The following is a 26,333-nucleotide window of genomic DNA, read 5'->3' on the forward strand; positions in this document are numbered from 1 at the left end:
CGAAAGCAGCGTTGCCCATAAAATCAAGCAGTCATGAAAACTTTTACCTTTTGGAGGGGATGGGCATAATTAGCCAAAATAGGCCCGTAGAGCCGTTTTTTGAAGGTAGGGGTGGGGCAGAGGTCAACCAACCCATAAAAGCGGCTCCTGCGCTCTCTGGTGCAGCCTGAGGCCATTCCTTGGCGTCATCCCATCCGGCCGTTGCGTTCCGCAGGCTTTCATTTCGCCCACGATCGCCGGCATTCCTGTTCCTGGAAGACCATAGGGCCGCCGCGTACCAGTTGCGCTGCATCGCGCCATGTAGCGGGCCGCCGGCTTGCCGGCGGTGAGGCGGTAGGAGCCGGCCCGGTAGGGCTTGGCCGCTTGCGGCCAACTCCGTAGCCCGCCGAAAGCATGGCGTCGATCCGCTGCCCGTTGCGTCTCGGTGTGTTTCGTACTACGCGCCGAGAGGCGCGTTCTTAGCCCGCTTGCGGGCTGTCGATAAGCCAGGAGGGGAGCCGGCTTGTCCGGGGAACCTCGCGCAGCGGGGTGCCCGGCCGCAGGCCGCCAAGCGTTAAAGACTTTATAAAGAGTTAAAAAGCGCGCGCGTGTTACGCCTGTGGATAGTGCTTTTTTGTTGTAATAAATCAACGTGTTAGCGGAGTGGCCGGTGAGTGAAACCACGAATTGCCGGTGAGTGAAACCACGATACTATCCACAGATTCGGTGAGTGAAACCACGATACTATCCACAGCAGTGCGCGAAACCACGAAGCCTGTTTTAGGCTCTGTGGTGAGTGAAACCACGAGTCCCGGAGGCTGAAAACCCGAATTGCAGCGCCGTTTAGCAGGCCACTATGTCATCCTGACGTCCAACACCAGGCACATAGCAACCGATCCGGTGTGTGAAACCACGAATTATGATGACCGGCTCATCATAATTATTTGCTATCCCGGCGCTGCCGTTTGGCAATGCCCGTGACGAGTTTGCTGGTGTCCTTAGTGTAGAACAGGACTTGGTCTTTCTCTGCGTCCAGGGACATGCGGTAGTCGGGTAGCGTGTCGGCCTCGACAATTTCTCTGATAGCCCGCCGGAAAGCCTTGAGTTCCATCTTGGAGCCGCATTTTTCCCGCAGCAGCTCCAGGCCGATCTGCCACATGGCTTGATGGCCGCAATGCTTGCGGGCCAGCTCGTACAAGCGGCGCTCTAGCGGTTTCCTCAGACGGAAATAGTTCCGATTGAGGGTAAGGACCTCATGGGCCTGGACGGCATTGAAAAGCCATTTCGACAGGGTGACTTCCAAGGCAATCATGCGCTCGTTGTCCTGCGACTTCTCGATGATCGAGTAGCTGTCGATCAGGCCGAAACCTTCTTTAACTCGCTGGCCGCCGGTCTTGATGTCGGTGGTGATTGACGTTCCGCGCAGCCGCTCCAGCGCCGCCTGCAGGCGCTTGTATTCGTCACCGCTCACGGACTTGTTTGTGGTGACTAGGTAATCGTGCACCACGAAGCGCACGGTCCTGTTGACCGCATCCGGCCGCCCCTTGTTGATGCCTTCGGTGAGCTGGCTGATGACGTAAATCAGTACGTCCTTATCATGCTGAGTGGCCCGGCCCTTCACACTCGGATAGACCTCAACGCTGCGATTTCCGTCCTGGCTTTTCCACGACCAGGTGGACAGGTCCGGTCGCGTGGAGAGGGTGAAAATGGGCGCTTCCATGCTCGCTCCATCGTCCTTGATGGCATAGTCGAACATATCGCAGAGGAAGAAGTCGCGGTTAGGGTGTCGGACGGGCAGCAATGCCGCCCGCTTGCCGCTCGTCTCCGCATCTTGCGCTTTGGGTGGCGTCTCAAAGGCGGCCAGCTCGTCGGCCGACAGCGGGGTTTCGCCGGCGGTTCCGAACAGCTCAGACTGGCCCGCTTGATCGGCCAGGCGGCGCGCTGCCTTAGCCTGCCGGTTAGCGTTCAGCCGCGTCATGGCGTCACTCAATGCCTTAGTTGACTTCATCTGCATACCTCACATTTCAACAAATACAGAAAACATTAATTACTGCTTTCCGCAAATCATGTTTGTGCTTGCGATTATTCGCCGGCATCGTGCGCGGCCCCTTCCCTGGAATCGAGCCAGTCATAGGCGGTAGCCTCTGCGTCGTCAAAAGCCGCCTGCAGAGCAGCCGCCTCCGTATCATGGCCTTCCTCGGGCGGGAACACGCCGCCGCCGACTTCCTGGCCGTCCTCGATCAGTCGTAGCCGCCAGCCACCGCCCAGCTCAGCGGCACGCGGTTCAATCGTATAACTGTATTTCATTTTTTACGCATTTCCGTATTTCTGCAAAAGTAGCTCGCGCACCTCGTCCGCGATCTTGGTCCCGCGCATCGCACATTGCGCCTTGATCGTCCGGTGCAGGCTTTCCGGAATGTCGATGGTCAGGCGCTTCATGGGATCAGCTTCACCAGCTGCAGCTGCGGCGGCCGCCGAACGGTCCTCGACCCAGGCATCCGCCGATGCGGGCTTAGTGGTCGGCTTCGCGCCGAAAGCGATTTTCTTGCTCATTTTGCATACTCCATCAGTTCAGCAGCGACGGCCTCGATTTCGGCCACGGCCGGGCCTGCTGCGTCGATTTCAAAAATAGCCTGGCCTTGGGCGGCGGCTTCCGCAAATACCACGCGCTGGGTGACGCTCGCCTGCAGGACGTGGACCGGGTACGAGGCCAAGGCATCGCGCACGTCGCGGCCAATTGCCGTATTTGTGATTTTACGATTTACTACAAAAGCGGATTTAATGTTTTCCTTAAATACCCGCGCTTCCTCGATCAGCTTAACCACCTCGTCAGCGGCCCAGATGTCGTAGGGGCTGGGCTGGACCGGGATCACAACCACATCGGACGCCATGATGGCCGAGCGGGCCAGGTCGGTGACGCGGGGCGGGCCGTCGATGACGATGTGATCGTAGCCCTTGCCCATCTGCGCGATTTCTTTGTGGATGGATGCGCGGGGAAAACCGACAACGGTAAAGAGAGGTTCGCCCTGGCGAGCGGCCGCCCAATCCAAAGCACTCCCTTGCGGATCGGCGTCGATTAGCAGCACACGGCCGCCGGCGCGGGCCAGGCACGCCGCCAGGTTAACGCTTAGAGTCGTTTTCCCGACACCACCCTTCTGATTCAGAATTCCGAAAATCATGTTTTACCCTTTTGTGTTTTTGCGATACTGTAATTTTACAGAAAAGCACAAAACAGTCAACAACCTTTTGAATAAATTCCTTGCGAAGTATCTATACTTTGGCTATAGTTTCATCATACTTTTTCACTTTAAAGGGGTGATTTGATGGAAACTATAAATAAAAACAGCGTCGTTTGCGTACTTACTGCCCGTGGTATTGAGAAGATTTTGGCTGAAGGCGGCTCCCAGGCTTGGGTGCTGGATGCGAAGCGCGCACGCGGTTGCCAGTATGTTGTATGCGTCCAAAACCGAGGATTCACTGATGACTGGGGCCACGTCTCGGCACCGCATCACACGGCGTTCGTTGTCGGCAAGCTCAAAGACGTGGTGCGTTCCAAGGAAGACGACAGCGAAAACCGCTGGCGTCTGGTCTTCAGCGAGTATGCGGAAATTGACGTTCCCGATGCCTGGCCAGGCAACCGCAATCCTGTCCTGTACACCGACCTGGAACAGTTCGGCATCAAACTTGATGAGCTTGAATTCCACCCGATGCCCGAACAAGAGCCTGTGCCAGAGGTCAAGCGTCAAGTGGGACCGCTCACGATGGCCGAGGCCAAAGCCGGTCTTGCTCAGACTTTTGGCGTCGAACCATCAGACATCGAAATCACTGTGCGCGGCTAATGGCCGCACTGTCGAGCATCGGCTTTTCACTCACACTAGGCGCAGGCCACTATCGTTATATCAATGACGCTCGCCGCTTCGGCGCACCAGCTGGTGCACCAGGTCCAGGGTGCGCTGCACGGCGTCCTTGCGGGTGTTCAGGCCCCAATGCTCCATCAGCTCGGCCAGCTGGGCCGCGTGGGCCGGGTCCAGGAAGAAGTCCAGCCGTGGCGCTCCCTTGGCGGCTTGTCGCCGGCGGCTCTGGCGGTTGCGCTCGATGGGCGGCAGCTGCGCACCCGATCCGGCCGGCCGGCCTGGCTGCCGCTTTTGCTTCTCCATGATTTGGTCCTTTATGTTTTTGACAGTAGTATGATTATTAACAATTTCTATTCCATAAGGACAGTATGAAAGCCCTCCTACCTTTCCTACTCTTAGCGGCTGCGTCAACGTCGTATGCTTCATCTGCAGACAAGAACATGACTACACAGGTTCAGCAACTGGTCGCGCAATACGACTCTGCAAACGAGGCGTGCCGTGGGGGTTCTGGTGACAATCCTGCCACCCATAGGTCTTGCGAACGCCGCGATGACATCTACAGTCGTATTCAAAATGCGGGATGGTGCTGGGGGCCAGCCGACGCTTTTGAATATCAGAAGCATTGGGTTTCATGCAAAGTGAATACCCAGCAAAGAATTGGGAAAGTCGATCAAGCCCCCGTAAAAAGATCGAAGTGGCTCCCTCTCTCTAGCAGCATGTTTGTATTGCCTGCTGAGAACAATGAACAAGTGATGATGTCTGCCGCTATAGACACTCGCAATAATCAAGTGGGATTCCGCCTCCTCGATCTATCAGGCCGGATGTGCAAGGCAAATGCTTATACAGCTCCTGATGGCTACCCGGCCGTGAAAATTAATGGCAAATTTGTTCAGATGGAAGCTATATGTATCAATGGGTCGCAATTGATCGGTCCTAAAACGGAACTCGGGCGGCAGTATTTAAAAGAACAGGTTGAATCTGGTCAGATTACTATTGATACGAGCATGGGACCAATACTTGAGTTTCGTGGCGTCCCTCCAGCTGACCTCGAACAGAAACTCCAGGCAGCACGAGGCGCAATGTAAACCTTAATAGAACCCGGATACAAAAATGTTTTGCCAGTTTGACATAAAATCGCTTCCACGCACTTCATAGCAGAATGATATTTATGAAGCCGGGTTCATAAACATCAGTCCCCGCTAATTTCCGGCACCGGCGGCCAGCTCGGGCGGTTCTCCTTGACCCAATTCCGCAGCCGTCGCCGGGCAGAGTCACCGCCAGTCTCCACAGACAGCAAATCACAGACAGCCTTCCAGCTAATCAAGCCTGGCTTGCCCTTCAAATCGGGAACGCTAGAGGCCCACTCCTGGGCGCTGGGCGAGGGCAGTTTCTTAGGAATCTTGCGGCCCTTCATCAGAGCCATCGACTCAGCCAGCAGCTCGTCCAAACCGATGACCGGCTTCGCCTCGGCAATCTGGCCGAACTTGGTCAAGACACGGCGCAGGGCGTTATTGAACGACAGATGCTCAAACGGCTTCGGCTCAGCCAAGCGCTCGACCAGTGCAGCCAAGTCCTCATCGACATTGAATTGCGGCATGTTGTTTCTCCTTTGAGTGCGGTAGAACTATAGTATTCACTAGTAACACTAGTGTCAAGTGTCATGTACTAGTAAACTGCCGCACTCATTAGTCAAATTGAGTAACCTGATCGCCGGCGCTGGGCGCGTGGGTGAAAACACGATAGTTCGCCTGGTTGTCCCTGCAGGCGGCCACCGCGTACCAGCTGGGCCAGGGCAGCACGCCCGAACTCCGGGCCGGCCTTCGTGCTTTCACACACGGCTGACCTGGTGTACCGTGTCGCCATGACGCCCGATCCAATCCCGCCTGGCTTCGCCGGCCCCGAAGACGAAGCGGCTTACGACCGTTGGTTTCACGCCAAGGTGCAGGAAGCCATCGACGACCCGCGCCCCAGCATCCCGCATGACCAGGTGATGGCCGAGATGCGCGCCCTCATCGAGCGCAAGCGCAAGGCGTCACGACGCCCTTGATCATTTTTGAGACATCTGTGCTATGATTCAGTCTTGAAGTGTTGGTGCGCCGGAAAAGATTTAAGTTATCCGGGCGAACGCTTCACAGTTTCACAAGGCCGCTTTTTAGCGGCCTTTTCTTTTACTGCTGCGGTTTTGTTGGCTTGATCTTGTCGCCCTTCGGCACCACGGAATACAGCTCGGCCCTGGGCTTGCGCTGTGTCAGCTCAAAGACTGCCTCATCCAGAACCTCATTGCCGTAACCGTCCTGTCTGTGCACGGTGCTGCGGATCGCCGTCATCTTGGGCGAGGACAGCACCAGGGCCGTGTCGGCCAGCGCATATTCGATCTGCAGCATGACGTCCTCAAGCGTGTATCCATCGCGGGTAACGCGGCTGCGATACAGGTGAGAGCCGATGAAAACAATCTCCGGGCTTTCAAGCAGCGGGAGGCCAACCGATGCCTTGTGTGCGTTGATCGCCTCGTGCTGCTCGCGTGTGAACGTCCCAATGACCACAGCGCGCACGCGCCCGCCTCGATCCAGTTCTTCCAGGTTGGCACGGATCAGATATTTGGCGTTGTCATAAAGTGGCATGTTGGCAGATTCTCAAGGGCAAGCCGCTATCTTACCGGCTAGAACCTGCTGCTGGCCGACCCTTGGCATTTCCAACGTCGGAAATCCCACCACAAGAAACGGCCGCACAAAAAAATTAGGCTCCTGAGGAAGTCGTGACAGCAAAGTTGCTATACGAATTTTCCTCTTGGAGCCGTTTCATGCAAAAACTGTTTTCCCCTGCTACCCTGCGCGCCGCCGCCGTGTTCGTCATCGTCCTGGACGAGCATCCAGTCGGGGCCGGCGTGTTCCTGGTCATGGTCCTGGCCGTCGCCCTGGTGCGGGTCATGTCAAAGCGCCGCTGAATGGGGCGTGTGAGAAGGCTGCAGCTGGCCGTCAGGCTCGCCAGCTGCGCCGGCATCGTGTATCGTTCGGGGGTCTTGTTGTGCTACGAATAGGCCGTCATGACAGGAAGGGTGGTCGCCGCAATCGACCGCCCTTCCATCCTGTGATACACCTCGGCCAGCTCGGCCGGGTCAATCTCCCGGAAGTCGATGCGCTCGGACATCGTGGACGGCACGCGCAGCACCGTCCACGGCTCGGCAGCGCCCAGCTCGTCCAGCTCGTCCAGGGAGAAGCGGGTGATCGGATTAACGATCACGCTACCGCTGTCATTGTTCACCCACGCCACGAAAAACAGGTCGCCCACCTCGACCAGGTACTGTATCGGCCCATCGCCGTACACGTCGCCGGCGGGGTCGTAGTGGTACTGCGTGCGCTCGACGCAGGACAGCCGCCACATCGCGTCATGAATCTCCATCGTCTCGGTCATTGCTTGTTCCTTCTGCTGTTGGTGCTTCGGTCAAATGGGGCTTGGTATAGCCCGCCCTGGTGAGCTGCCGGCGCAGTAGCGCCATGCCGTCCCACATTCCTTTTGCCTGGCCTGGCGTGAGCGCAGCACCGCGCATCACGTAGCCAGCGATTTCCCGCATCGTCTCCGGGAAGTCGTTGATCTCTTTGGCGATCTTAGCGGCCCGCTCGGCCGCTACCTGCTTTTCCACCCACACCGCGAACTGGTCGCGTTCTTCCTGCGTCATGGTGGCGGCCAGCTGCGGCGACAGTTCCAGCGCGCCGGCCGGGATCGAGCCCAGGTGCATCTGCTTGGATCGTTTTACCGCTGGGTCGTAGCTCGCCCGTAAGAACAGGATGCGGCGGCCGCGCTGCTTGATCTGCATGAATGAATCTCCTTTTGTGCCTCTCGGCAACAGTATTAAACCACGTAGTCAACACAAAATCAATACTGACGACATGACATATTTTGTTACGACTAATTGTTGACTATTGTGCCGGACAGGAATAATATGTTTATTCATGGAAACACACAAGTTAGTCAGGCAGTCAGATGTAACGACTAGTAGAATTGGCGAAGTATAGCACTAATTATACTGAGCTAATCGGGTGTTTCCAGAGTGAAGCGGACCAGTTTTTGCCACCAAAAGGATGCGCCGAAAACAGGTTTGTGGGTTCCCAAACATGCAATTTCGAGGTGCTAAAAATGGATGTCGTTAAAAACAAAGTGAAACGGTTAATCGTTCCCGTTCTTGTGGCGTCGATCCTGGGCGGCCCTGCCGCCCATGCCGGCAGCGTGGCGGGCTTCGGCGGCTCGACCGAAATCACGCAGATTCTCAACAACGTCGAACTGGTGAACCAGTCGGCACAGATGTATCAGCAGGTACAGCAGACGCTGCAGCAGGTGATGATGGAGAAGCAGCAGCTGCAAAACCTGATCGCCGCCCCGGTGCAGACCTGGGGCCAGGCGCAGCAGGAGCTGGCCGCGCTGGCCGACCTGGTGAACAAGACCGCCAGCCTGTCCTATGCCGGCGGGAACATCGACCAGCTGTTCAAGACGAAATTTCCGGGTTACGCCAAGACGGCCGGCACCACCAATTTCGGTAGCAAGTTTGGCGACATGGTGAAGGTGCAGATGGACGGCCTGAACGCGGCCCTGCAGGCGGCCGGGTTGCAGTCCTCGCAGTTCGCCAGCGAGCGCGCCGCCATCCAGCAAATTCAAAGCATGTCGGCAGGCTCGCCCGGCTCGCTGCAGGCTCTGCAGGCCGGCAACATGATCGCCTCGCAGCAGATCGACCAGCTGCAGAAGCTGCGCCAGCTCTACATGGCACAGATGCAGGCGCAAAACTCATACATGGCCGGCCAGGCGCAGCAGCAGGCCGACCAGGTAGACGCCACCCAAACCTTTATGAAACAGGGCAACGGGACCGTGCGCCAAACCGGCAGCAGCGGTTTCAAGTCGTTCTAACCACTCACTCTCAAGGACCAGATCATGACCTTCAATCAGAAAAAATTCTTCTCCCTCGCCCTCGCTGTCGTCATCGTTTCGCTGGCGTCGATGTTGACCGGCTGCGGCAAATCGGAAGCCGAGAAGGCTGCCGAACAGCAGAATGCCGCGAACAAGGCCACGCAGGAAATGCTCAAGCAGGGCGGCGGCACTAAGGCTGTGCGCAAGCCAGGCGAAAGCGGCTTCAAGTCGTTCTAACCGGATCAAGGACACCAGCCATGACCAGTAACCATAAAGGCCGCCTGCTACTACTGGCCGGCCTGTTGCTTTTAACTTCGCCCGCGTTTGCAGACACGCCGACCGGCTATGACCTCGGCACGATCATGAATAAGTACCATGATGCGGCTACCGCGTTCGGCGCGAACATCACGTCGATAGCTCTGTCGCTGTGCTACAAGCTCTTTGCGATTGATCTGGCATGGGCGCTTATCGGCCGCCTCCTGAAAGGTGCGGACGCCGTGGAAATGCTCACGGTCGTCATCCTGCGGACAATGTGGATGGGCCTCATTCTGTGGGTGATGAATAACCCCAGCGTCCCGCTCTCGGTGGTCAACAGCTTTATCCAGATCGGTAAGGACGGCGCGCACACGTCGGCGATCAGCCCCGGCGAGGTCTTTTGGCAGGGCATCGACCTGGTGAACCTGATGATGTCGAAGCTGGCCGACAATGCGACCATTGCCGGCGTACCTGTTCCGGCCGGCGTGGCGGCCATGACCAACCCGTTTGCGGCCTTCCTGGTCGGCGGCTCCCTCATCATTATCATCGTGTGTTTCGGGATGCTGGCGGCACAGTTCGCGGTTGCATGGATTCAGCTCTGGTTCTACATCGCCGTCTATCCGATTGCCCTGGCCTTTGGCGTGATGAAGTGGACCAAGGACATCGCCATGAAGATCATTACAACGCCCCTGGTCTACGGCATCCGGTTCCTCGCCCTCTACTTCGTTATTGCGGTCGGGACCGGCCTGGCGTCTGATTTCGGCACGGAGATTGCCAAGCTGTCGCTGACCGACTTGACCCCGATCTGGACGGTTCTGGCCGGCTCGGTGATGCTGCTGGTCCTGGCAATGAAGGTGCCTACCTTGGCGTCCGATCTGCTGGGCGGAACCGCCTCGATGTCGGCGGCCGATGGCGTGGGCGCAGTAGTTGCCGGCGGCGGTGCTATCGCCGCAGCTGCAGGAGGCATTTACGCTGCCGGCGGTATGGCTAAGAGTAGCGTCGGATCGGCCATTCAGGCCGGCTCTAACGCGATTAGCGCTCTTTCTGGCATGGGTCGCGGCCCTGGCCAAGCCGCCGCCGGTGCGGCCGGCTCGATCCCCGGCGTTAGCGGTGGCTCGACATCGCCAGCCGCCAGCCTGGCCGGCGCAGCGAATCCTGGTGCCGCCGCCGCTGGCCAGGCGCAACCGCCGGCTCCGCCGATGGCCGCGGCCTCGCCCGCTGCGGTTGCAGCACCTCCAGCGCCGCCTATGTCCGCAGGGGCCAGCTCACCAGCTGCGCCGGCATCTGGCGCAGCTTCAGCACCCGCGTCCGGTGACCGGGCAACCCCACCAGCGCCGCAGTTTGCAGGGCCAACTACGCATCCTGCAGCTCCAGCTGACACAACTGCGCCGGCCGCGTCCAGCCAAGCATCAGCAGCCGCACCCGCAGATGCTGAACGGCCCACCCCGCCAGCGCCGCCACTTGCAGGACCAGCTGCACCACCCGCACCACCGGCGCCAGTAGCCCCAGCAGCGCCGGCTCCAAGCCTGGGCGACACGGCCGCGCCATCCATCGGAGGCCAGGAAGCCGGCCAGTCAACGCCACAGGACCAGCCGAAAGCGCCGACTAACGCAGCAGCCAAAACAAGCGCGCAGGCTGCACAGCGCGTCCTTGACGAAATGCAAAAGACAAGTGGCGGCGGCGCTGGCATCCAAACGCAACACGGCGACGAATGAAACCGGCGTCACCCAACAAAAAAGCCCTGCAGTTGCAGGGCTTTTTGTTGTCTATCGCTCCATTCCTCCCTTGCCAGGAGTTGGCCCTTTCTGCGGCCCCTGGCGGCTCCTGGTGAGGCTTTCGCCTTGCTCCTTTCCCTGCCCCTTCGGCAAGTCGCGGGCCGCCTCCAAGACCCGGCGTTTGGCTTCCAGGGCCGGATCGGCCAGGCGCACGTCCAGGCGCTTCTCGACCATGACCCGGATGGCTTCCTCCTTGAACTGCTCGGAGCCGGTCAGCGTCAGCTGCTGGCCGAACTTCTGGCGGGCCAGCGCCAGGCCGGCGGCCAGCGCCTCGCGGTCGGTCGCGCCGGCCGCACTGAAGTTGATTCGCTTGCCGCTGTCGGTGAAAACGTGGCGGCTCGCGGCCTGGTAGTGCACATCGCCGGTCTTCCGGTCCACCTGGTACTGCAGCGAATCGAGCAAGGCCAGGCGGCGCGGCGACATCGGCTCGGCGCGCTGGTCGGGAACCTCGGCCGTGATGCCGTTCTGCTTTGCCCGCTCCTGGTCGGCCTTCTCCATGTCCTTCGCCTTGCGCTTGTCGGCGTAGGCCCAGCCGCGTAGCTGGCTGATAGCAGCCTGGTCGCCCTCCTGGGCGCGGTCGGCGGTCCAGTCCTTGAAGTTTTGCGGCCGGTCGGCCCGCTCGGCCTTCCTCTTGGCGTCCAGCTCGGCCCGCAGTTTCTCGCGGGCCTGTACTGCTTCCATCGCGGCCACGCTGTACAGTGCCTTCTTGACGGCCGCCGGCGCGTCCATGCGGCGGATTTGCTCGCGCCTGGTCTTGTGGTGCGAGGCCAGGTCTTTCTGCTGCTGCCGTTCGCCCAGCCGGCCGGCCGTCCGGTCCAGCTGCCGCGCCTCGATCTGGCTGGCCCGCCAGTCGTCGTATCTGGTGCGCAACAGCCGACGGGCCTGCGCCCGGTCCTCGCGTGCCTGGTCGCGTTTGGACTGGTCCCTGACCGGCTCGCGGTGCCGGCTGTAGGTCTTGGCCGGTTCCTCGACCTGGATGGCCCGGATCGCCGGCTGGAACTCGCCCAGCCGCTTGACCAGCTTGCCCTTGCCCAGCTCCTGGTGCACGTCGCTGGCCTTGATGGGCGTCTGCTCCGGGTTGGCCTTGTCATAGATCGCCAGGCCCTGGCCCTTCTCGCGCAGTTCCAGGCCGTGCTTCGCCAGGGCGCTATGCAGGTCCTGCCAGCCGGTGCGCGGGTCTTTCAGCAGCTCGGAAACGGTGTTGCGCGGCTCGCCGCGTGCATAGCTGAACAGGCTTTCATGCCCGGCGTTGGCTTCCATGTCGCGGGCCTTCGCCGGCAGCTTCTCGCGGCTGTTCACGTCCTTGCTGGCCCAATCCACGACCTTGCGGCCGTCGCGCTCGATGACGGCAAACGGGCCTTTGTCATGCTCCCAGCCCTGCCGCAATTCGACCTCGCGCATGCAGCGGTCCAGCTTGTAGAAATCGCGCTCGGGATACACGGCCTTTTCCGTCTCTGGATGCACGCGGTTGACCATCATGTGCAAGTGATGATTGCCGGTGTCGCGGTGCGCCGCGAAAACGTACTGGTGGCCATCCATGCCCACGGCTTTCATCGCTTCCCGCCCGGCCTCGAACATCTGTTCATTGGTGGGCCGCTCGCCCTCACGCCAGGACACGACCACGTGATACACCGGGTCCTTGACCCGCGTATTCATGTCGGCCACGGCCTTCATTTCGGCGCTGGCCGTGCGGAGGGAAAGACAGTTCGTTTCCAGGGCGGGCGCATCGCCAGGCGGCGCTGCTTCCGGCCTTTCCTTGGAGTGATCCTTCCCGCGCTTTGGCATGTGCAGCGTATCCATGCTGCCGAGGGTCTGCAGCTGGTCCAAGGTCCGGGCGTTCGACAGGCTACGGCCCGGCTCGCGTGGCGGTTCCAGCGCCTTGGCCTGGGCATGGACCAGGGCGGCCGTTCGGCCAGGATAGTCGACGGCGCGGGGATCGCTGTAGCGGTCGGACAGGTCGAGGCCGGCCGCCAGCTCCCGCGCCTGGGCTTCCAGCTCGGGCGGCGCGAACTCCTGGCGCAGCTCTGCGCCGGCGTCGTACCGGCTGATGTACTGGCCCAGCTTGCCGAAGCTGGTACGGCCATCGTTACGCTTTGGAGGAACTTTAGCTAGCATCGCCCGCGATCCTTGCGACTGCATCTTTGATTTCAACCAGCACGGCGGCGAACTCCTTGGAGTGCGCGCCGCCGGACTGGTTGAACAGGTGTTTTTGTAAGCCGCCAAGTCGGCGCAGCTCATTGATGACCTGGCTATCAATGGTGCTGCGCGTCTTGCGGCCTAAAGCGGCGGCGCGCAAGAACTCGGAGACAGGAACGCCCGCATCGCGGGCCTTGTCTCTGATGGCGTCCGACTCGTCAGGCGAGAGCCTGACAGCAAGCGCCACGGTGCGCTTGCGGGTTTCGCTGTTGCTCATAAGGTACAACCTCAGGTTGTGCCGTCGCGGTAGGGGTCTCGGGGCGAAGCCCTGAGCAGGGGGAGAAGGCAGGCAGAACGAGTGAAACGAGTGGAGCCAGCCGGTGGAATACAGCCGCTTTAGCGGCGGTATTACATCTCCTACCCTGTCCTCTACTAAGACGTGTGGTGTAGGTCACGCATTAATATCATGTTGGGCGCGCATTGACAAGGAATGTTGCCTGACATAAAGTGTGATGAATACCGAATGGTCGGTATTAAGTCAAAGATGAGGTCAAACATTATGGCAGGTAAACCGAAGCAATTCACCGTCGAATCACGCGACAAAGTCGCGTCGATTCTGACGGCATTGCCCGAAAAGCCAAAGGCAGAAAGAGGCTTGGCGGCAAAGGAGGTTGTCGCGTCATTGAAGGCCGATATTCGGGCCGCACAAGCGAAGGGATACACGATTGAGGAAATCGTTAAGCTTTTCAAAGATGGCGGCGTGGATATTGGCTTGACGACGCTGAAAGCGGCGATCAAACAGCCGAAGAAGAAGGCGGTAGCGTCGGTCGAAGATGGGAAAAAGCAAAGCGTGTACACGCAACCATCTGCGGCCGGAAATACAGGTGCTGGTCAGGATCAAGGTCAAGGAAGTGCCACGCCAGAGGCGCGGCGCATGTTGACGCCAGAAGACAAACAAGCGCTGCGTGATGACGCTGAAAATTCGTTGACGCCAGCAGCAAAGAAAAGGGGTGATCGGTAATGAAACGTTTTGTGATGGTTTTGACGGACAAGGGCGGTACTGGCAAGTCAACGATGACGCGGGCGATTGCTGACCGTTATCAGCGTGACGGCGTGCAGGCATTGCTGGTCGATGGTGACGGCGAAGTAGGCCAGCTGTTCCAGTTCTATTGCAAGGTCGATGGGGACGGCAATCCGGTCAAGCAAGCGCCGGGCGATGGCGTGCTGACCATGCGCGTGACCGGCGAGGAAAAGGAGCGGGACAAGCTGCTGGCGATGCTGGACTACGATTTGCCGGTCGTGCTGGTGGACATGCCGGCGGCTTCGCTGACGGCGCTGGCGAAGTTCGACGCCGAAGTAGGGTTCTTCGATGAGCTGAAACGGTCGGGATACCGGCCCACGCTCATCAATGTTTTGTCGCCCTTCCAGTCGAGCACGCGGACGGTCAAGCAGATGATCGAAATGGCCGGCAAGGAAGCGGACTATGTGGCTGTCATCAATCGTTGGTTTGGCGATGATGAAGACTTCTATATGTGGCTGGGCGATGCCAACAACAAGCCCAGCACGGGCCGCGTGATGCTGCCGGAATACGGCGGTATCGAAATCGAGCTGCCGAAGCTGCAGGCCGGCGTCATGGTCGCCATTGACGATCTGATGCTCAAGTTCGGGGATGCGTGCGAACACTCGTCGCTGACCAGGCCGCAGCGCTCGCGCCTGATCCGTTGGATGAAAGACACGGATGCCGAGCTGGACAAGATCGCCGATTTCATCGGCTTGAAAGGGAAATGATGAGCAAGCAAGCATTTGAAAAGGTGATGTCCCAGCTGCCGGAAGAGGACAAGAAAAACATCTATGCCGTGGCGGCCGCCTACGGCCTAGACTTCGATTCGCCGGAATGGATACCGTTCGCGGTCAGCCAGCATGGCCTGGTCGCTATCCAGCGCGCCATTGTCGAGCTGGGAACGGCGATCAAGGAAGGGTCGGATTACGCGATTGCCGAGGCGATGAAGACGCTGGCCGAGGCCAAGGCTGCGGAGCTGGAAACGCTGCAGGCCGCTGCCGCCGCCAGCCAGGCGAGTGTCATGGAAACGGCCGAGAAAGCGCGCCAGGTGATCGAGGCGCTGTCGGCCAAGTCGCAGGCTGACCTGGTGCGCGGCGTGTCCGGTGCCGTGGAGCGCCAGGCGGCCGAAATCATCGAGCGCCAGGCGGCGAAGATCGGGACGGCGCAGAAGTCGCTGGGCGAGGCGCTGACGGCGGCCGAGGGCCGGATAGGGCAGATTCGCCATGTTGGCACGCTGCAGGTCCTGAGCTGGGCGGCGGTCGGCGGCGTGATCGGCGGTGCCGTGGTCGGTGCTTGCATGTGGTGGCTGGTCAATCATGGTCACGTCCAGCAGCCGCCGGCGCAGGTCAACATGGACGGCCGGGCGGTCGGCGAATACATCGTCAATTCCTTGCGTAGGAAATGAGAAGGGCCAGGCAAATAGCCTGGCCCAAGCATCCTCGCCGCCTGTGACAAGAAAGCGAAAACGCGGCCACATGATAGCAGCTGGCCGCACCAACAAGACGCCCACGGCCCACGCCTTGGGCGTTTTGCCGTAAAGTGGTCGCATGACCACGCCACTACAAGCCTTGATCCTGGGGGCCGCCATCGCTGGCGCAGTGCGCCAGGCTGACGCCGCCGACTTGCCCAAGGCGTACAAACCCGATTTCACGCCAGGGCAGGGCCAGCTTCCGGCCAGCACCCAAGCTGCAAAATGGCTATTTCTACCCATCCCCTCGAAAAGGTAAAAGTTTTCGTAAGCCCTTGAATTCTCAGGCTAATGAGCCGTCCTCGCCTTCCTCGAACGCCTGCCCCCAGTAGCCCGGTTCGGCGTAGCGTGCCGCCAGGGCGTCAATGTCGAGCTGCGGCGCCTCGGCCGTGAATTCAAAGCGGCCGATCAGGTTCACATGGCGCCATGCCACTGGCGACACGCTGCGCAAAGCGCCAATCGCCTCCCCGTCCCCCGCCGCGCGCTTCTGTTCATAGACCTTCGACAGTAACGCCGTATTGTAATAAATGATGGCGTTGGCGATCAATCGCGAGCACTCATTCCAGATATTCTGCTCGGCTTCGGTCTTGACCCTGAACTTCCCATTGTTGACGTAGGATACCGATTTGCGGAACCGGTGATAGGCCTCTCCCCGATTCAATGCTTTTTGTACGCTTTGCCGCAGGCTGGCGTCGTCGATGAAGTCCAGGATGTACAGCGTCCTACGAATATTGTCCAGTTCCCACAGGGCTTTCTTGGTCTGATTCTGGCGCGTGTAGCTGCTGAGCTTGCGGATGACGGTCGCCTGCGTCACATCCTTTTGCGCGAGCGACGCCATAATGCGCTGGACATTGGGCCATTCGGCGATGATCAGATCCTCCGGCACCTTTCTGGATGGCTTGATCAGCAGCTCGCCATACTCCCCCGGGTTCTGGAAGCCGACCAGTTTTTCCATTTTCTTGTGTAGGTCGCGGTAGCGCGGCGCGAACTGGTAGCCGAACACATGCAAGGTCCAGAAATTGACCTGGTTGGTGCCGTGGGTATCGGTTGAGTGCCGCTCCGGTTTGATGTCCGACGTGTTGTTGTACAACAGATCGAACACGTAGTGGCTTTCGTGCTCGTGCGTGCCGATGATCTTGGCGTTGATCGGCACATGGTTGGCGACCAGCGTGTAGGCGCTGACGCCTTTTTGCAATCCGAAGTATTTCGGCGAATAACGGGCGTTGACCGTATCGATCTGCGTTTCGATCCGCTGGCCGTCGCTGCTTGAATGCACGTCGTCACGGATATCGTACAGATGGAATGCCGGCAGCACGGCGATCGCGTTGCTGATCGCATCGTTGGCCACATGCAGAGTTTCCTGGCGCAGGAAATTGCGCGCCGTATTAAGCAGCGACGCGTAATTCAGGCCCGAGACCTCTGCCATTTTACCGATCCCCATATTGGTACCCATGGCGACAATGCACGCCAGCAGTTCGCGCGGATCGGGATCGTGCTTGACATAGCGGTCCAGCACGTGGCTGAAGCTTTTTAAGAACCCGGTGTGCTGATGGACGAACCACAACAGATCGGCGATACCCACGCCCGGCAGCTTGCCGAAGAACGGGCTGTTGACCGGTTCGTCCTCACTCGGATATAGCAACTGCCAGCGCCTCTTTTCGCCACGGCCAGTGATTTTGATATGCTGGTTGACCGCGTCGGCGATACGCTGGTTCACGGCTTCGATCTTCGTTTCCAGATCGGCCTTCATCTGTGCCAGTGTGTTCTCGATCGGATCGATCAGGATCTGCGCGCCGATTTCCTGAAGGACTTGCGCCTTGTTTTCCCAGCGCTCGTCGCTGATCAAGTCATCCTCGAAGCGGCGAAATTCCACGCTGTCCTTGACAAATAGGTTGCCGGCTTCGAGCGCATTGCGCAGCAGGCGGTAAAGCAGGAATTCGTAGCGGTCGACGTCCAGCACCTTATCGCCTTCGGCTAGCTGGTCGTCATCTTCCCCGGCATCCACGAAAAGATAACGCTGCAGGCTCTTGGGAATCACTTCGGTCGGAAACAGCGACGGCTTGGCCTGGCGCGGCGACTTCCCGCTGCGCAGCAGGTCTTGAAGGACCAGCACCGCGCCCAGTAGTGGTGCGTCTTCCACACGACCGGCGAAGTCCAGTTCGCAAAACAGATGGCGCAGATTGCGCTTGAACTGGTGTGACAACGTGGTGTAGTACGCCCACTCGAAGCCGACTTTGTCGAAGGCGATATTGCGCAGGTAGTTCGCCACGATCGGAAATTGTTCCGGCTCCAGCAGATGAAACGCCTGTACCTTGACGGTGGAAAACGGCGCATCTTCGGGGATGGCGGTGTCGGTAAATAGGTTTAGCACTTGGCCCGCCGCCTGCAAATGTGCAGCCGCGTCCTCCATCGCCTTGTGCATGGTCTCGTCGGCCGCCCGCTTACCAAGTTTCTCGTACTGGTGGACCAGGTGGATGAAGGCGTCGATCAAGTTGTCGTTGATCTGGCGGAAGCGATGGTACGCAAAACACAGCAGGTACAGCCGTGTTGTCTTGGTCGCCATGCGTCGCAAGCTGTAGACGGTATAGAACTTGACCAGTGACGCATAATATTTGCCACTCTCGGCCGAGAGTCCGGCGGTGGCCAGGAACTTGCGCGCCGTATCATGCAGTGGATGGAAGAAGCGGCGCCGTTCGACTTCCTGGCGCAGCTCCTTGTAGCTGAAATCTTTGGCTTCGCGCTTCAATGCGCTGATCCGGTACATGTTTTCGTCGGCTTCGAGCAAGGCATCCAACTGCTCGCGCGCCGCCGGCGTCAACGCCGCCTCCAGGAGGGCAGTGATGCGGTTGCGCTCCGAGGTAACGGCACGCCCGACCATGTCCTGCAGATAGCTGTAGCCGGGAATGACGACGCGCTGGCTTTCCAGGTGCTGCAGGACTTCGCGCATGATGTAGATTGGCTGTGTCGACAGCATCGCGAAACGCTGCGCCTTGTGTTCCAGTTCTTCCTTAGCCGTTTGATCGGCCAGGCGGTAATCGAACAATTGCAGGATGATCTTTTGTTGGTCCAGTCGGGTAGGCTTGGACAAGGCTTTCAGCGTGCTGATCTCCTTGCCGACGAAATGGCGCTTGACGACATGGGCGACGTCGTCCGCGACCGAATTCGGTTCAAAGACAAAGAATCGTCGCTTGGCCTTGAAATAGGCCATTTGCAGCGCCAGGTGCACCGCCGCCGGTGAAGTATGGACGCGCTCCACCGCATCGCGCTCGGCGGCGCTGAAATCGAAGTAAAGCCGCCGGTCGTCATCGTTAAACTTGGGCAGTTCGTAGAGGGCGGCAATTTCCTCAGCCGATAGAATCGTCAGCCGGCGCGTGTCAGTGGCCATGAACGGAAAATATAAAGTGAACAGCTGACTGGCATGAGTTCCCCTGCTTAGCTGTCATTGCATTATTTTGGCTTGCGTCGCGATATTACTCAGAGGATGAGGTAGCGCGGTTGTGGATCGCGCCAGAACGATATGTGGCGAGCCCGATCAGGGCCACCATGCAAAAAACGGCACCCGCATAGAACGTCGACGACGCCCCAAACCGATCCCATAGCAGGCCCGCCAACACGCTCGCTATCAGCATGGCGATGCCGCTCATCAAGTTGAACACGCCATAGGCCGTGCCGCGCAGATCGGCCGGTGCTGTATCGGCGACCATCGTTGCCAGGAGTCCCTGTGTAATCCCCATGTGAACGCCCCACAGCACGACGCCGGCTAATACCACCGCCCAATGATCGCTTGCGGCCAAAATCAGATCGGCTGCCACCAGGACGGCAAGCCCGAGCGCCAACAACTTCGTATGGCTCATGCGGTCGGAAAGTTTTCCGAATGGATACGCCGAGGCGGCATAAATCAAATTCATTGCGACCATTACCAGAGGCACAAATGCAACCGGGATACCGCTTTGCTGAGCGCGCAGGACAAGAAACGCTTCGCTGAAACGGGCCAACGTGAATACCGCGCCAATCCCAACCACCCACCAATACGGGGCGCTAAGACGCATTAGGCTTTCTCGGCGGATAGGATTTGTACGTTTGCCGTTTTGATGCTGCACTGGTTCGCGCACACCGAACAGAAGCAGCGTAACGGCCAGTAGACCAGGAATCACCGCAACCCAAAAGACTTTCCTGAAATCGTTGGCCCACAAAAGCATCAAGCCGACCGCAAGCAGTGGGCCGAGGAATGCCCCCACCGTGTCAAGCGATTGGCGCAGGCCGAACGCAGCGCCGCGCAGGTGTGGTGGAGCGATATCAGCGACCAACGCGTCACGGGGCGCCCCTCGCACACCTTTCCCCACCCGGTCCAGTAGGCGAGCCATAAGCACGATGCCGGTTGTATTCGCCACCGCAAAAAGTGGCTTTGTCAGCGCACCCAGCGCATAACCGAACAATGCCAGGCCCTTGCGCTTGCCGAGGTAGTCGCTCAACGCTCCTGAGAACACTTTGACGATGAGGGCGGTAGATTCGGCAAGTCCTTCAATCAAGCCAACAGCGAGGGCGCTGGCCCCGAGCGTGCCGACCATAAACAAAGGAAGCAGGCTATGAACCATTTCCGAGGAAATATCCATCAGCATGCTCACGAAGCCCAGCATCCAGATCCCGATTGGGATTTGTCTGAGTGTGCTGCCGATGTTCTTTGTCGTCATTTTTTCGTCATCGTCATGAAACCAAATATCAAAGCTGCTCGAGGCTATGTCAAGAAGGCATTTTTCAGAAATTTACGCCAACCTTCAGTTTAACAAATGAAAACCGGTCAGTCGGATCGCCAACCTGCTGATGATAAAAGTAGGAAATTCCAGCGAAGTACCGTTTGCTGATGTAGTAATTTATGCCCGTCTCGAACTCGCGTTTATGAGATGGAGATGCATCGAACTCGCCCAAATTTTCGTAAATATGAGCGGCGACAAACACCCCATATTTCTCATTGAAACGGTGCTCGGAATTTCCGGACAGATCATAAAAAGTGCGACCACCACCGTTACGCTTCTCAGCAAAAAGCGCCGTAGTCAGACTCGTGTCTTTTGCAACATCGCCAGACCAAGACAATCCCACCACAGCCCAGTTATAGTTATCCCGAAACGTGTAATTTTCATGCCGCAGTGCCCCGACCGTCGCCGTAAAATGTTCGGTGAGTGGAAAATTGAAATTGAGTTGCGCTTCAAACTTACGCTCGCGCGTCATGTTTCCATCGACCGTGTGATACGAGTTCTCAGTGTAACGCTCCAGACGAAAATCGAAATTTCCCGTCAGGGCGGGTGGCGCATAATTCGCTGTCAGCCGACTATTTAAGGAGGGCATCAGGCGCGACTGGGTTGAGAGATTGCCTGTGGCGAGATATTGACCTGTGAACTCTTCCGACTGCGCCGTGCCGGTAGTGGCGAGCAGACCAAAAACAACCCATCCATATTGGAATTTTTTCATTGTGCTCTCGTGACGTTTTGTAGGGTTAGCATGCGATTTCAATTTTTGATGTGGTCGGCCGTGCCTGGCAAGCGAGGACGAGGTTATTGCGGATATCCCGTGCTGTAAGCGATGTGTCTGTATGCATCTTGACTTCACCTGAAATCAGCTGGACTTTACATGTTCCGCAGACCCCTGTTCGGCACAGCGACTCGATCGGTACGCCGTATTCTTCTGCAGCGTCAAGCAACGTTCTGCCGGCAGTGATCAACCCGGTTTTCTTGGACTTTGCAAAAATAATGGTCGCAGCGCGTAGCGCGTCGTCGTGAATAATTGAACCGCCGAATGATTCAGTATGGATTTGTGCTTCCTCCACGCCTAAACTGCGAAGGCTGGCAATTGCTGCCGCCATCATTGGCTCAGGACCACATAGGTAGACTGGAAGGCGAGCAATTTTAGGGGCAAGTTCCATAAGGTGAGAAGACTGCAAGCGGCCACTTGGACCCGGCCATGCCGATCCATCGATTCGCGAGGGCAAAATCAAGTAGTTGAAATGAAGATACCGTTCGGCGAGTGCGTGTAGTTCTTCCTCGAACAAACCATGCGCTGGGGTACTGACAGCAAACAGAAGAAACACGTCGTGCGGCCACTTCTGGTTCGCCAGATGGCGGATGATTGATAGCAGCGGAGTGAGGCCGATGCCGCCAGCGATGAGAACGACGCCATCGGAACCTGCGCCAGTGAACGTGAAAGTGCCGTGCGGCCCATCGCATGCCAGGACTTGCCCCACCTGCGTCATACTATACATATAAGCTGACCCTTTGCCGTCGCTCGTGCGCTTCACAGCGATGTCGCAAAAACTTCTTGAGTCTGGTGCCGAGCAAATGCTGTAACTGCGGGTAAATATGCTGTCGTCCTGCTTCAGTCGAAATCTCAGATACTGTCCTGGTAAAAACGCAAAAGGCAGATCGCCACCGCGCGGGTTCACCAGGCGGAACATTTTGACGTCATCGCGCAGATCGATGATCGAGTGAATGACCAGTTCACCACGCCAAGAAGGCGCTCCCGGCTGTTGTGCCGCATTGAATGTACGAAGTTTAGTTCCGTATGTCACGCGCCAGATAACGAGGCCGACGCAGACAAGCGCGCAAGCTTCGATAAATAACTTTCCGCCATCCAGGTAGTCGATCACTGCACCATGTTTTAAAGACGGTTCGGTGAAAATTCCGTGGACCAGAAATGAGCCGATCACGACATAGCTTGCGTAGTGCAGTTTTTTCCACAACGTATATTTGAATCGATTTCGCAAGTACGCGGTCACCACAACAAATATCAGTGTGTACGCTGCGAGCGCACCCAAACTCGTCAGGATCGGCTGCTCGAGCGTGATGAAAGGAAAAAACACAGCAAGGATTGTGTAGTTGGCCGCTTTCGCCAATGGTAGCCACGCGGGATGCAGCAGCGAAACAAATAGAGCGCTGTAACCGGACCATTTGTGAAGTTCCAGCAGCGGAAGACGCCGATGAGGCCACTGGAGTTCGGTGTTGTAGTGCACCGAAAGCAGCAGCCCAATGAAAAGGTTCAGGGTCATGATGCCGGCGGCCGTCAGGCCAATATAGGCGCTGACATCGATAAAAGAGATATCAAACTGAGCGATTAAAAACTCTTCCATTAATTCATCGCTTTCAATGGGATTCAAGTCGGACCGATCGCTATCGGTGCCTGTTCAGGGAATGGAAAAATCGTGCGCTGAGGTTGCGGGCCGACTACATGTGGACGCGATCATAGCGAAGGAAGTAGTGCCACGACATGACCGGAAGCTGACCATTTGGTCATCTTGCAATGCCCGATGCATATCGTCGTTACGTGGCCGGGAATCTCAGTGTCGCAGCGGTGCCGCGGCCAAGCTGACTGTCGAGAGAAACCGATCCGCCGTGAAGCAGCATGATTGACCTGACGATGGCAAGGCCTAATCCTGTGCCGGCGCCCTGCCTGAAGCGTGCGCTGTCAGCACGATAAAAACGATCGAAAACGTGGGGCAAGTCCTCCGGCGCAATGCCCTCTCCGGTGTCGCTGACGACGATTTCCACAGCGCGATCAGATGTTTTCGTCACATCGACAACAACGGACCCGCCGATTGGAGTGTGGTTTAGTGCATTGATGATCAGATTGCCCAACGCATGACGCAACAAGGCGGAATCGGCCAGCACCGTCCCCGAGCCGCCAGCGATCAGCGTGGTTTCCTGCTCGTCCGCCAGCGCCTGGTAGAAAGCGCACACGGCTGCGATCTCATGCTCAATGACCAGTGTTCGCTTGTTAGGCAGCGAATCGGGTTGTTCCGTACGGGCGAGGAACAACAACGCATCCACCATCCGTGCTAGGCGCTCGTACTCCTCCGTAGCCGAGGCGATGCAGTCGCGATATTGCTCTTTCGAGCGGTCCTTGGAAAGGGCCAGTTCCGCTTCGCCCTGAAGAATGTGGAGAGGGGTACGCAATTCGTGCGCGATATCGGCGGAAAATCGGGACATTCGGACGAACGACTCATCCAGGCGCACTAGGAGCTGGTCGAAATTGGCGGCGAGCGGTTTCAATTCCCGAGGCCAGTCGCCGTCCACCACGTGGCGGTGCAACTGTGCTGCGCTCAGCTCCGCGATGATGGCTGCCAGCCGGGACACTGGCTGCAGGCCGCGCCGTGCGATCAGGTAGCCCGCAATGATGGCGATGGCAAGCGAAGCGGAAAGAGCGAGCCACAGGATGCGCCGATATGCCGCGAGTACCTCTTCTTCACTGGCCCGGTTCATTGCCACCTGCACCGTAAATCCGGCACCGACGCCGACCCGAGCGGACATAAGTCGGTACATTTCCCCGGAACCTGAAGGCCAGTCCATGCCCTGTTCGTCGCCGCGTGTGCGAAAACGGGGATCTGCGAATGGGCGTCCACCCGCGACGGCATGTGGAATCGGTGCCTCTATCACATTGATGCCGTGGCCATCGACGACGCGCAGATAGGAGCCGGGAAGCATCGCTGCCTCACGATGAACCTCTTCCTGGAGGGCCGCAGTGTCGCGCGAATGTAACAACAGGATACCGCGCACCTGGGCGATCCGCCCAGCCAGCCATTGGTCATCTTCTTGGCGCAGGCGGTCCGCCAAGACCCAGTACAGGATGCTACCGGCCGACGCGATCAACACCACGCTAAGAAGGGCGTACCAGACCGTGAGGCGAAAGGCGATCGAGCCACGCTCCCCGATGAGGGCCATTGGCTCAAAGCCGTTCTTCGATGACATAGCCGACGCCCCGCAGAGTGTGAATCAGTTTCCGGTCGCTGGGATCGTCAACCTTGCGCCGCAGTCGACGCACAGCGACGTCGACTACGTTACTGTCGCCGTCAAAATTGATGTCCCATATCTGTTCGGCCAGCCGCGTCCGGGTCAGCACCTCGCCGGGATGACGAAGCAGGTATTCGAGCAGTCGGTATTCCTGCGGAGCGAGGTCAAGCGGCTTTCCCGCCCGTGATGCCTTGTGCCGAGCCAGGTCCATGTCGAGATCGGCCAGACGCAAGATATCAGGTTGTTGCGTCGGCGCCCGACGCAAGGCGTTGCGCACACGGGCAAGCAATTCGGAAAACGCAAACGGCTTGACCAGGTAGTCATCGGCGCCCAGGTCCAGGCCCTTGACCCGATGAGCAACGGCGTCAAGGGCCGAGAGAAGAATCACAGGCTGGCGGGGCAGACGTTCCTTGATCTGCGTAAGCACCGACCAGCCGTCCTGCTTGGGCAACATGACATCAAGTACGATGAGGTCATATACTCCCGTCAGCGCGAGATGAAGCCCGTCTGGCCCATCCGTGGCGAGATCAGCAGCGAAACCTTCCTCGAGAAAGCCTCGCTTGATGAAAGCGGCGGTTTTGGGCTCGTCTTCAACAATCAGTATTTTCATTTCCAAAACCTTTGTCATGTCTAGCAGGGAGCGCACGGAATTCAAAAAATCAGGTGCTAAGCCGATTCAGGCCGATTTGACCCGAGAGCGCAGCAGACTACCGGCAGCGTTCTCCTCGAACAACCCGGCCTCCTCGATGTAGCCCTGCACTGTGCCGTCGTGGCGCCACGCGCCTTGCCGCTTGATGTCGCGGAAGTCAGCGCCGGCACGGTAGGCGCTGGTGGCCATGCCACGCCTCAGGCTATGGCTCGACAGTTCCGGCACATAGCTGAGCTTGGCCAGTTTGGCCGCGCCGGCCAGGATGGTGTTCACGCTGGCAGGGTTTAATCCATCGCTCCCCACTACGCTCCACTTGCTAATCGACCGGAAGACCGCGCCGCTGGTCACGCCGGCGGCGTCCAGCCAGGTCCGCAACGCCTTCGCCGGACAGCACGGCCCGGCGCTGTAGGGGATCGCCTTGGCCACGCCCTCACCGGTCTGGTCCGTCTTCGAGCGCGGCAGCGTGATCGTGATCCCTTGCGCGTCCCAGGCAATGTGATCGACCTCGATGCCCACCAGCTCGCTGCGCCGGAATCCCCCGAAAAAGCCCACCTGCAGTAGCGCGTTATCGCGCGCCGCCTTCAGCGTACCCTGGCTGGCCAGTGTCGCCACGATCAGTTCCAGATCCACGATCGGCAGCGCCTTTGCCTTCTTCTTCGGCCGCCCGTTGGTGCGCGCGATCCCGGCCAGGATCTTGCGCGCGGTCGGGGTGGCAGCAGGATCGGCGAAGCCCTGATGGACGTGCCATTGCGAGAGCGCTGTTAGGCGCAGTGCCAGGGTGCGCGGGTTGAGCGCGTCGGCATACCGCACCAGGTAGCGGATGACGGCCGGCTCGTCGGCCGGCAGCACGCCGCCCCAGTCTAGGTAGTGCTTGATCGCCGACCGGTACGCCTGGCGCGTGTTGTCGGACGTGGCGGCAGTCAGGAAGACCCGGTGCCGCGCGGCCAAGTCGTGGTCATTCAGCAGCGTAACGGCGGAATCGATAGCAGCCGCCGACCTAGTAGTGGGTATTTCGTCGGCTTCAAGTACGGTGGGCGGGTTGTCCATGGCGGCGTCGCGCGAAATGCGCTCTCGTAACGTGATTACGATGAGGATAGCATGCTGCGGGTGGTATAACCTGCTGTAACGTACATTATAGAAGCTCAAAATATTTAAATTAGTGAAGAATTTTAATCGTTATTTATCGTATTATTACGTAACACATAATACGTTACTTAATTTAATGGAGTGGTCATGGCTCGTGCCGGTATCCTATATTCGCAAGTCGCCAAAGCGGCCGCAACGCTTGCCGTGGAAGGTAAAAACCCGACCGTCGACAACGTGCGCGAAGCACTGGGCGGCACCGGCAGCAAAAGTACGATAGCGCCGATGCTGAAGCGCTGGAAGAGCGAGCATCAGGAGACCGTTACCTGTAATGACCTGCATTTGAAACGGCCCCGACCAGCATTCCAGCCTGTTCTCGGCCAGGAATAACTGCAACTGACAGT

28 protein-coding genes and 2 pseudogenes are annotated in these 26,333 nt (G+C 58.6%); 11 read left to right on the plus strand and 19 right to left on the minus strand.

Annotated elements, in window-relative coordinates:
- Nucleotides 1-919: 919 nt before the first annotated feature.
- The 4 genes from AC1RQG_RS26715 to parA all read right to left on the minus strand — a co-directional run bounded on the left by AC1RQG_RS26715 (nucleotide 920) and on the right by parA (nucleotide 3,158).
- On the minus strand, nucleotides 920-1,957 hold the full coding sequence (locus AC1RQG_RS26715) for a replication initiator protein A (RefSeq protein ID WP_493136247.1): 1,038 nt from the start codon (nucleotides 1,955-1,957) through the stop codon (nucleotides 920-922).
- A 104-nt stretch (nucleotides 1,958-2,061) separates the two neighbouring features.
- Complete coding sequence (locus AC1RQG_RS26720; protein ID WP_493136249.1) at nucleotides 2,062-2,286, minus strand: hypothetical protein; 225 nt, start codon at nucleotides 2,284-2,286, stop codon at nucleotides 2,062-2,064.
- Nucleotides 2,287-2,289: 3 nt separating this feature from the next.
- Entirely contained in the window at nucleotides 2,290-2,532 is a 243-nt protein-coding gene (locus AC1RQG_RS26725; RefSeq protein WP_493136251.1) for a plasmid partition protein ParG, read from the minus strand.
- Nucleotides 2,529-3,158, minus strand: coding sequence for a ParA family partition ATPase (gene parA, locus AC1RQG_RS26730; protein ID WP_493136253.1), 630 nt, complete (start codon nucleotides 3,156-3,158; stop codon nucleotides 2,529-2,531). Before parA ends, AC1RQG_RS26725 begins: the two co-directional genes overlap by 4 nt.
- Before the next feature lie 144 nt (nucleotides 3,159-3,302).
- Here parA and AC1RQG_RS26735 point away from each other — a divergent pair, with 144 nt between their 5' ends.
- A complete protein-coding gene (locus tag AC1RQG_RS26735) occupies nucleotides 3,303-3,818 on the plus strand; it encodes a hypothetical protein (RefSeq protein ID WP_493136255.1) in 516 nt (171 codons plus the stop codon).
- 60 nt (nucleotides 3,819-3,878) lie between these two features.
- Here the strand turns inward: AC1RQG_RS26735 and AC1RQG_RS26740 are convergent, their stop codons facing one another.
- Nucleotides 3,879-4,136: a hypothetical protein gene (locus AC1RQG_RS26740; RefSeq protein ID WP_493136257.1), complete on the minus strand. Its 258-nt coding sequence runs from the start codon at nucleotides 4,134-4,136 to the stop codon at nucleotides 3,879-3,881.
- Nucleotides 4,137-4,273: 137 nt separating this feature from the next.
- Here AC1RQG_RS26740 and AC1RQG_RS26745 point away from each other — a divergent pair, with 137 nt between their 5' ends.
- Entirely contained in the window at nucleotides 4,274-4,918 is a 645-nt protein-coding gene (locus AC1RQG_RS26745) for a hypothetical protein (protein WP_493136259.1), read from the plus strand.
- A 104-nt stretch (nucleotides 4,919-5,022) separates the two neighbouring features.
- Here AC1RQG_RS26745 and AC1RQG_RS26750 read toward each other — a convergent pair whose 3' ends face one another.
- On the minus strand, nucleotides 5,023-5,430 hold the full coding sequence (locus tag AC1RQG_RS26750) for a hypothetical protein (protein ID WP_493136261.1): 408 nt from the start codon (nucleotides 5,428-5,430) through the stop codon (nucleotides 5,023-5,025).
- 264 nt (nucleotides 5,431-5,694) lie between these two features.
- Here AC1RQG_RS26750 and relB point away from each other — a divergent pair, with 264 nt between their 5' ends.
- A complete protein-coding gene (gene relB, locus AC1RQG_RS26755; protein WP_493136263.1) occupies nucleotides 5,695-5,880 on the plus strand; it encodes a type II toxin-antitoxin system RelB family antitoxin in 186 nt (61 codons plus the stop codon).
- A 121-nt stretch (nucleotides 5,881-6,001) separates the two neighbouring features.
- Here relB and AC1RQG_RS26760 read toward each other — a convergent pair whose 3' ends face one another.
- Entirely contained in the window at nucleotides 6,002-6,454 is a 453-nt protein-coding gene (locus AC1RQG_RS26760; protein WP_493136265.1) for a hypothetical protein, read from the minus strand.
- A gap of 179 nt (nucleotides 6,455-6,633) precedes the next feature.
- Here AC1RQG_RS26760 and AC1RQG_RS26765 point away from each other — a divergent pair, with 179 nt between their 5' ends.
- Entirely contained in the window at nucleotides 6,634-6,777 is a 144-nt protein-coding gene (locus AC1RQG_RS26765; protein ID WP_493136267.1) for a hypothetical protein, read from the plus strand.
- Between the two features lie 83 nt (nucleotides 6,778-6,860).
- Here the strand turns inward: AC1RQG_RS26765 and AC1RQG_RS26770 are convergent, their stop codons facing one another.
- Nucleotides 6,861-7,244, minus strand: coding sequence for a hypothetical protein (locus AC1RQG_RS26770; protein WP_493136268.1), 384 nt, complete (start codon nucleotides 7,242-7,244; stop codon nucleotides 6,861-6,863).
- Nucleotides 7,219-7,647 (minus strand): hypothetical protein, encoded by a 429-nt coding sequence (locus tag AC1RQG_RS26775; RefSeq protein ID WP_493136270.1) that lies wholly within the window; start codon nucleotides 7,645-7,647, stop codon nucleotides 7,219-7,221. Before AC1RQG_RS26775 ends, AC1RQG_RS26770 begins: the two co-directional genes overlap by 26 nt.
- A gap of 341 nt (nucleotides 7,648-7,988) precedes the next feature.
- On the opposite strand from AC1RQG_RS26775, the gene trbJ reads away from it, so the two are divergent.
- The 3 genes and pseudogenes from trbJ to trbL all read left to right on the plus strand — a co-directional run.
- Nucleotides 7,989-8,729, plus strand: a complete 741-nt coding sequence (gene trbJ / locus AC1RQG_RS26780; protein WP_493136272.1) for a P-type conjugative transfer protein TrbJ — start codon at nucleotides 7,989-7,991, stop codon at nucleotides 8,727-8,729.
- A gap of 24 nt (nucleotides 8,730-8,753) precedes the next feature.
- On the plus strand, nucleotides 8,754-8,966 hold the full coding sequence (locus tag AC1RQG_RS26785) for a hypothetical protein (protein ID WP_493136275.1): 213 nt from the start codon (nucleotides 8,754-8,756) through the stop codon (nucleotides 8,964-8,966).
- 125 nt (nucleotides 8,967-9,091) lie between these two features.
- A pseudogene (trbL, locus tag AC1RQG_RS26790) lies at nucleotides 9,092-9,979 on the plus strand (P-type conjugative transfer protein TrbL); the annotation flags it as partial.
- On the opposite strand, the pseudogene AC1RQG_RS26795 reads toward trbL, so the two are convergent.
- The 3 genes and pseudogenes from AC1RQG_RS26795 to mobA form a co-directional block, all read right to left on the minus strand.
- A pseudogene (locus tag AC1RQG_RS26795) lies at nucleotides 9,923-10,168 on the minus strand (hypothetical protein); the annotation flags it as partial. The pseudogenes trbL and AC1RQG_RS26795 sit on opposite strands and share 57 nt — an antisense overlap.
- A 582-nt stretch (nucleotides 10,169-10,750) precedes the next feature.
- Nucleotides 10,751-12,874: a TraI/MobA(P) family conjugative relaxase gene (gene traI, locus AC1RQG_RS26800; RefSeq protein ID WP_493136276.1), complete on the minus strand. Its 2,124-nt coding sequence runs from the start codon at nucleotides 12,872-12,874 to the stop codon at nucleotides 10,751-10,753.
- Entirely contained in the window at nucleotides 12,864-13,172 is a 309-nt protein-coding gene (mobA, locus tag AC1RQG_RS26805) for a plasmid mobilization protein MobA (RefSeq protein WP_493136278.1), read from the minus strand. The genes traI and mobA overlap by 11 nt, the downstream gene beginning before the upstream one ends.
- A gap of 246 nt (nucleotides 13,173-13,418) precedes the next feature.
- Here mobA and AC1RQG_RS26810 point away from each other — a divergent pair, with 246 nt between their 5' ends.
- Genes AC1RQG_RS26810 through AC1RQG_RS26820 form a run of 3 tightly spaced genes read left to right on the plus strand, consistent with a single transcriptional unit; the run spans nucleotide 13,419 to nucleotide 15,360 of the window.
- The gene (locus AC1RQG_RS26810) at nucleotides 13,419-13,916 is read left to right on the plus strand and encodes a hypothetical protein (RefSeq protein WP_493136280.1); all 498 of its coding nucleotides are present in this window, start codon (nucleotides 13,419-13,421) and stop codon (nucleotides 13,914-13,916) included.
- Nucleotides 13,916-14,683 carry a P-loop NTPase family protein gene (locus AC1RQG_RS26815; protein ID WP_493136282.1) on the plus strand — a complete coding sequence of 256 codons (768 nt, stop codon included), beginning with the start codon at nucleotides 13,916-13,918 and terminating at the stop codon, nucleotides 14,681-14,683. The genes AC1RQG_RS26810 and AC1RQG_RS26815 overlap by 1 nt, the downstream gene beginning before the upstream one ends.
- Nucleotides 14,680-15,360, plus strand: a complete 681-nt coding sequence (locus AC1RQG_RS26820) for a hypothetical protein (protein ID WP_493136283.1) — start codon at nucleotides 14,680-14,682, stop codon at nucleotides 15,358-15,360. Before AC1RQG_RS26815 ends, AC1RQG_RS26820 begins: the two co-directional genes overlap by 4 nt.
- Before the next feature lie 346 nt (nucleotides 15,361-15,706).
- Here AC1RQG_RS26820 and AC1RQG_RS26825 read toward each other — a convergent pair whose 3' ends face one another.
- The 7 genes from AC1RQG_RS26825 to AC1RQG_RS26855 all read right to left on the minus strand — a co-directional run bounded on the left by AC1RQG_RS26825 (nucleotide 15,707) and on the right by AC1RQG_RS26855 (nucleotide 25,893).
- A complete protein-coding gene (locus AC1RQG_RS26825) occupies nucleotides 15,707-18,808 on the minus strand; it encodes a Tn3 family transposase (protein ID WP_493136285.1) in 3,102 nt (1,033 codons plus the stop codon).
- Between the two features lie 85 nt (nucleotides 18,809-18,893).
- Complete coding sequence (locus AC1RQG_RS26830; RefSeq protein ID WP_493136287.1) at nucleotides 18,894-20,114, minus strand: MFS transporter; 1,221 nt, start codon at nucleotides 20,112-20,114, stop codon at nucleotides 18,894-18,896.
- Between the two features lie 64 nt (nucleotides 20,115-20,178).
- Nucleotides 20,179-20,889, minus strand: a complete 711-nt coding sequence (locus tag AC1RQG_RS26835) for a hypothetical protein (protein ID WP_493136289.1) — start codon at nucleotides 20,887-20,889, stop codon at nucleotides 20,179-20,181.
- A gap of 25 nt (nucleotides 20,890-20,914) precedes the next feature.
- Nucleotides 20,915-22,567 carry a 2Fe-2S iron-sulfur cluster-binding protein gene (locus tag AC1RQG_RS26840; protein ID WP_493136291.1) on the minus strand — a complete coding sequence of 551 codons (1,653 nt, stop codon included), beginning with the start codon at nucleotides 22,565-22,567 and terminating at the stop codon, nucleotides 20,915-20,917.
- 163 nt (nucleotides 22,568-22,730) lie between these two features.
- Complete coding sequence (locus AC1RQG_RS26845; RefSeq protein ID WP_493136293.1) at nucleotides 22,731-24,155, minus strand: heavy metal sensor histidine kinase; 1,425 nt, start codon at nucleotides 24,153-24,155, stop codon at nucleotides 22,731-22,733.
- Nucleotides 24,133-24,807 (minus strand): heavy metal response regulator transcription factor, encoded by a 675-nt coding sequence (locus tag AC1RQG_RS26850; RefSeq protein WP_493136295.1) that lies wholly within the window; start codon nucleotides 24,805-24,807, stop codon nucleotides 24,133-24,135. The genes AC1RQG_RS26845 and AC1RQG_RS26850 overlap by 23 nt, the downstream gene beginning before the upstream one ends.
- Nucleotides 24,808-24,873: 66 nt before the next feature.
- Nucleotides 24,874-25,893, minus strand: a complete 1,020-nt coding sequence (locus AC1RQG_RS26855; protein ID WP_493136297.1) for a site-specific integrase — start codon at nucleotides 25,891-25,893, stop codon at nucleotides 24,874-24,876.
- A gap of 186 nt (nucleotides 25,894-26,079) precedes the next feature.
- Between AC1RQG_RS26855 and AC1RQG_RS26860 the strand changes: the two genes are divergently transcribed.
- Nucleotides 26,080-26,319 (plus strand): DNA-binding protein, encoded by a 240-nt coding sequence (locus AC1RQG_RS26860; protein ID WP_493136299.1) that lies wholly within the window; start codon nucleotides 26,080-26,082, stop codon nucleotides 26,317-26,319.
- Nucleotides 26,320-26,333 lie beyond the last annotated feature (14 nt).

The sequence above is a fragment of the Rugamonas sp. GW822-FHT03B10 genome (assembly GCF_058801745.1).

Excerpts from the sequence above, each read along its gene's own strand:
- AC1RQG_RS26860 (WP_493136299.1), top strand. The coding sequence starts at position 26,080 with ATGGCTCGTGCCGGTATCCTATATTCGCAAGTCGCCAAAGCGGCCGCA.
- mobA (WP_493136278.1), bottom strand. The coding sequence starts at position 13,172 with ATGAGCAACAGCGAAACCCGCAAGCGCACCGTGGCGCTTGCTGTCAGG.
- AC1RQG_RS26855 (WP_493136297.1), bottom strand. The coding sequence starts at position 25,893 with ATGGACAACCCGCCCACCGTACTTGAAGCCGACGAAATACCCACTACT.
- AC1RQG_RS26785 (WP_493136275.1), top strand. The coding sequence starts at position 8,754 with ATGACCTTCAATCAGAAAAAATTCTTCTCCCTCGCCCTCGCTGTCGTC.
- AC1RQG_RS26820 (WP_493136283.1), top strand. The coding sequence starts at position 14,680 with ATGATGAGCAAGCAAGCATTTGAAAAGGTGATGTCCCAGCTGCCGGAA.
- AC1RQG_RS26770 (WP_493136268.1), bottom strand. The coding sequence starts at position 7,244 with ATGACCGAGACGATGGAGATTCATGACGCGATGTGGCGGCTGTCCTGC.
- AC1RQG_RS26825 (WP_493136285.1), bottom strand. The coding sequence starts at position 18,808 with ATGGCCACTGACACGCGCCGGCTGACGATTCTATCGGCTGAGGAAATT.
- AC1RQG_RS26845 (WP_493136293.1), bottom strand. The coding sequence starts at position 24,155 with ATGTCATCGAAGAACGGCTTTGAGCCAATGGCCCTCATCGGGGAGCGT.
- traI (WP_493136276.1), bottom strand. The coding sequence starts at position 12,874 with ATGCTAGCTAAAGTTCCTCCAAAGCGTAACGATGGCCGTACCAGCTTC.
- AC1RQG_RS26830 (WP_493136287.1), bottom strand. The coding sequence starts at position 20,114 with ATGACGACAAAGAACATCGGCAGCACACTCAGACAAATCCCAATCGGG.
- AC1RQG_RS26720 (WP_493136249.1), bottom strand. The coding sequence starts at position 2,286 with ATGAAATACAGTTATACGATTGAACCGCGTGCCGCTGAGCTGGGCGGT.
- AC1RQG_RS26775 (WP_493136270.1), bottom strand. The coding sequence starts at position 7,647 with ATGCAGATCAAGCAGCGCGGCCGCCGCATCCTGTTCTTACGGGCGAGC.
- AC1RQG_RS26810 (WP_493136280.1), top strand. The coding sequence starts at position 13,419 with ATGGTCGGTATTAAGTCAAAGATGAGGTCAAACATTATGGCAGGTAAA.
- parA (WP_493136253.1), bottom strand. The coding sequence starts at position 3,158 with ATGATTTTCGGAATTCTGAATCAGAAGGGTGGTGTCGGGAAAACGACT.
- relB (WP_493136263.1), top strand. The coding sequence starts at position 5,695 with ATGACGCCCGATCCAATCCCGCCTGGCTTCGCCGGCCCCGAAGACGAA.
- AC1RQG_RS26745 (WP_493136259.1), top strand. The coding sequence starts at position 4,274 with ATGACTACACAGGTTCAGCAACTGGTCGCGCAATACGACTCTGCAAAC.
- AC1RQG_RS26760 (WP_493136265.1), bottom strand. The coding sequence starts at position 6,454 with ATGCCACTTTATGACAACGCCAAATATCTGATCCGTGCCAACCTGGAA.
- AC1RQG_RS26815 (WP_493136282.1), top strand. The coding sequence starts at position 13,916 with ATGAAACGTTTTGTGATGGTTTTGACGGACAAGGGCGGTACTGGCAAG.
- AC1RQG_RS26715 (WP_493136247.1), bottom strand. The coding sequence starts at position 1,957 with ATGACGCGGCTGAACGCTAACCGGCAGGCTAAGGCAGCGCGCCGCCTG.
- AC1RQG_RS26740 (WP_493136257.1), bottom strand. The coding sequence starts at position 4,136 with ATGGAGAAGCAAAAGCGGCAGCCAGGCCGGCCGGCCGGATCGGGTGCG.
- AC1RQG_RS26850 (WP_493136295.1), bottom strand. The coding sequence starts at position 24,807 with ATGAAAATACTGATTGTTGAAGACGAGCCCAAAACCGCCGCTTTCATC.
- AC1RQG_RS26735 (WP_493136255.1), top strand. The coding sequence starts at position 3,303 with ATGGAAACTATAAATAAAAACAGCGTCGTTTGCGTACTTACTGCCCGT.
- AC1RQG_RS26725 (WP_493136251.1), bottom strand. The coding sequence starts at position 2,532 with ATGAGCAAGAAAATCGCTTTCGGCGCGAAGCCGACCACTAAGCCCGCA.
- AC1RQG_RS26750 (WP_493136261.1), bottom strand. The coding sequence starts at position 5,430 with ATGCCGCAATTCAATGTCGATGAGGACTTGGCTGCACTGGTCGAGCGC.
- AC1RQG_RS26765 (WP_493136267.1), top strand. The coding sequence starts at position 6,634 with ATGCAAAAACTGTTTTCCCCTGCTACCCTGCGCGCCGCCGCCGTGTTC.
- AC1RQG_RS26835 (WP_493136289.1), bottom strand. The coding sequence starts at position 20,889 with ATGAAAAAATTCCAATATGGATGGGTTGTTTTTGGTCTGCTCGCCACT.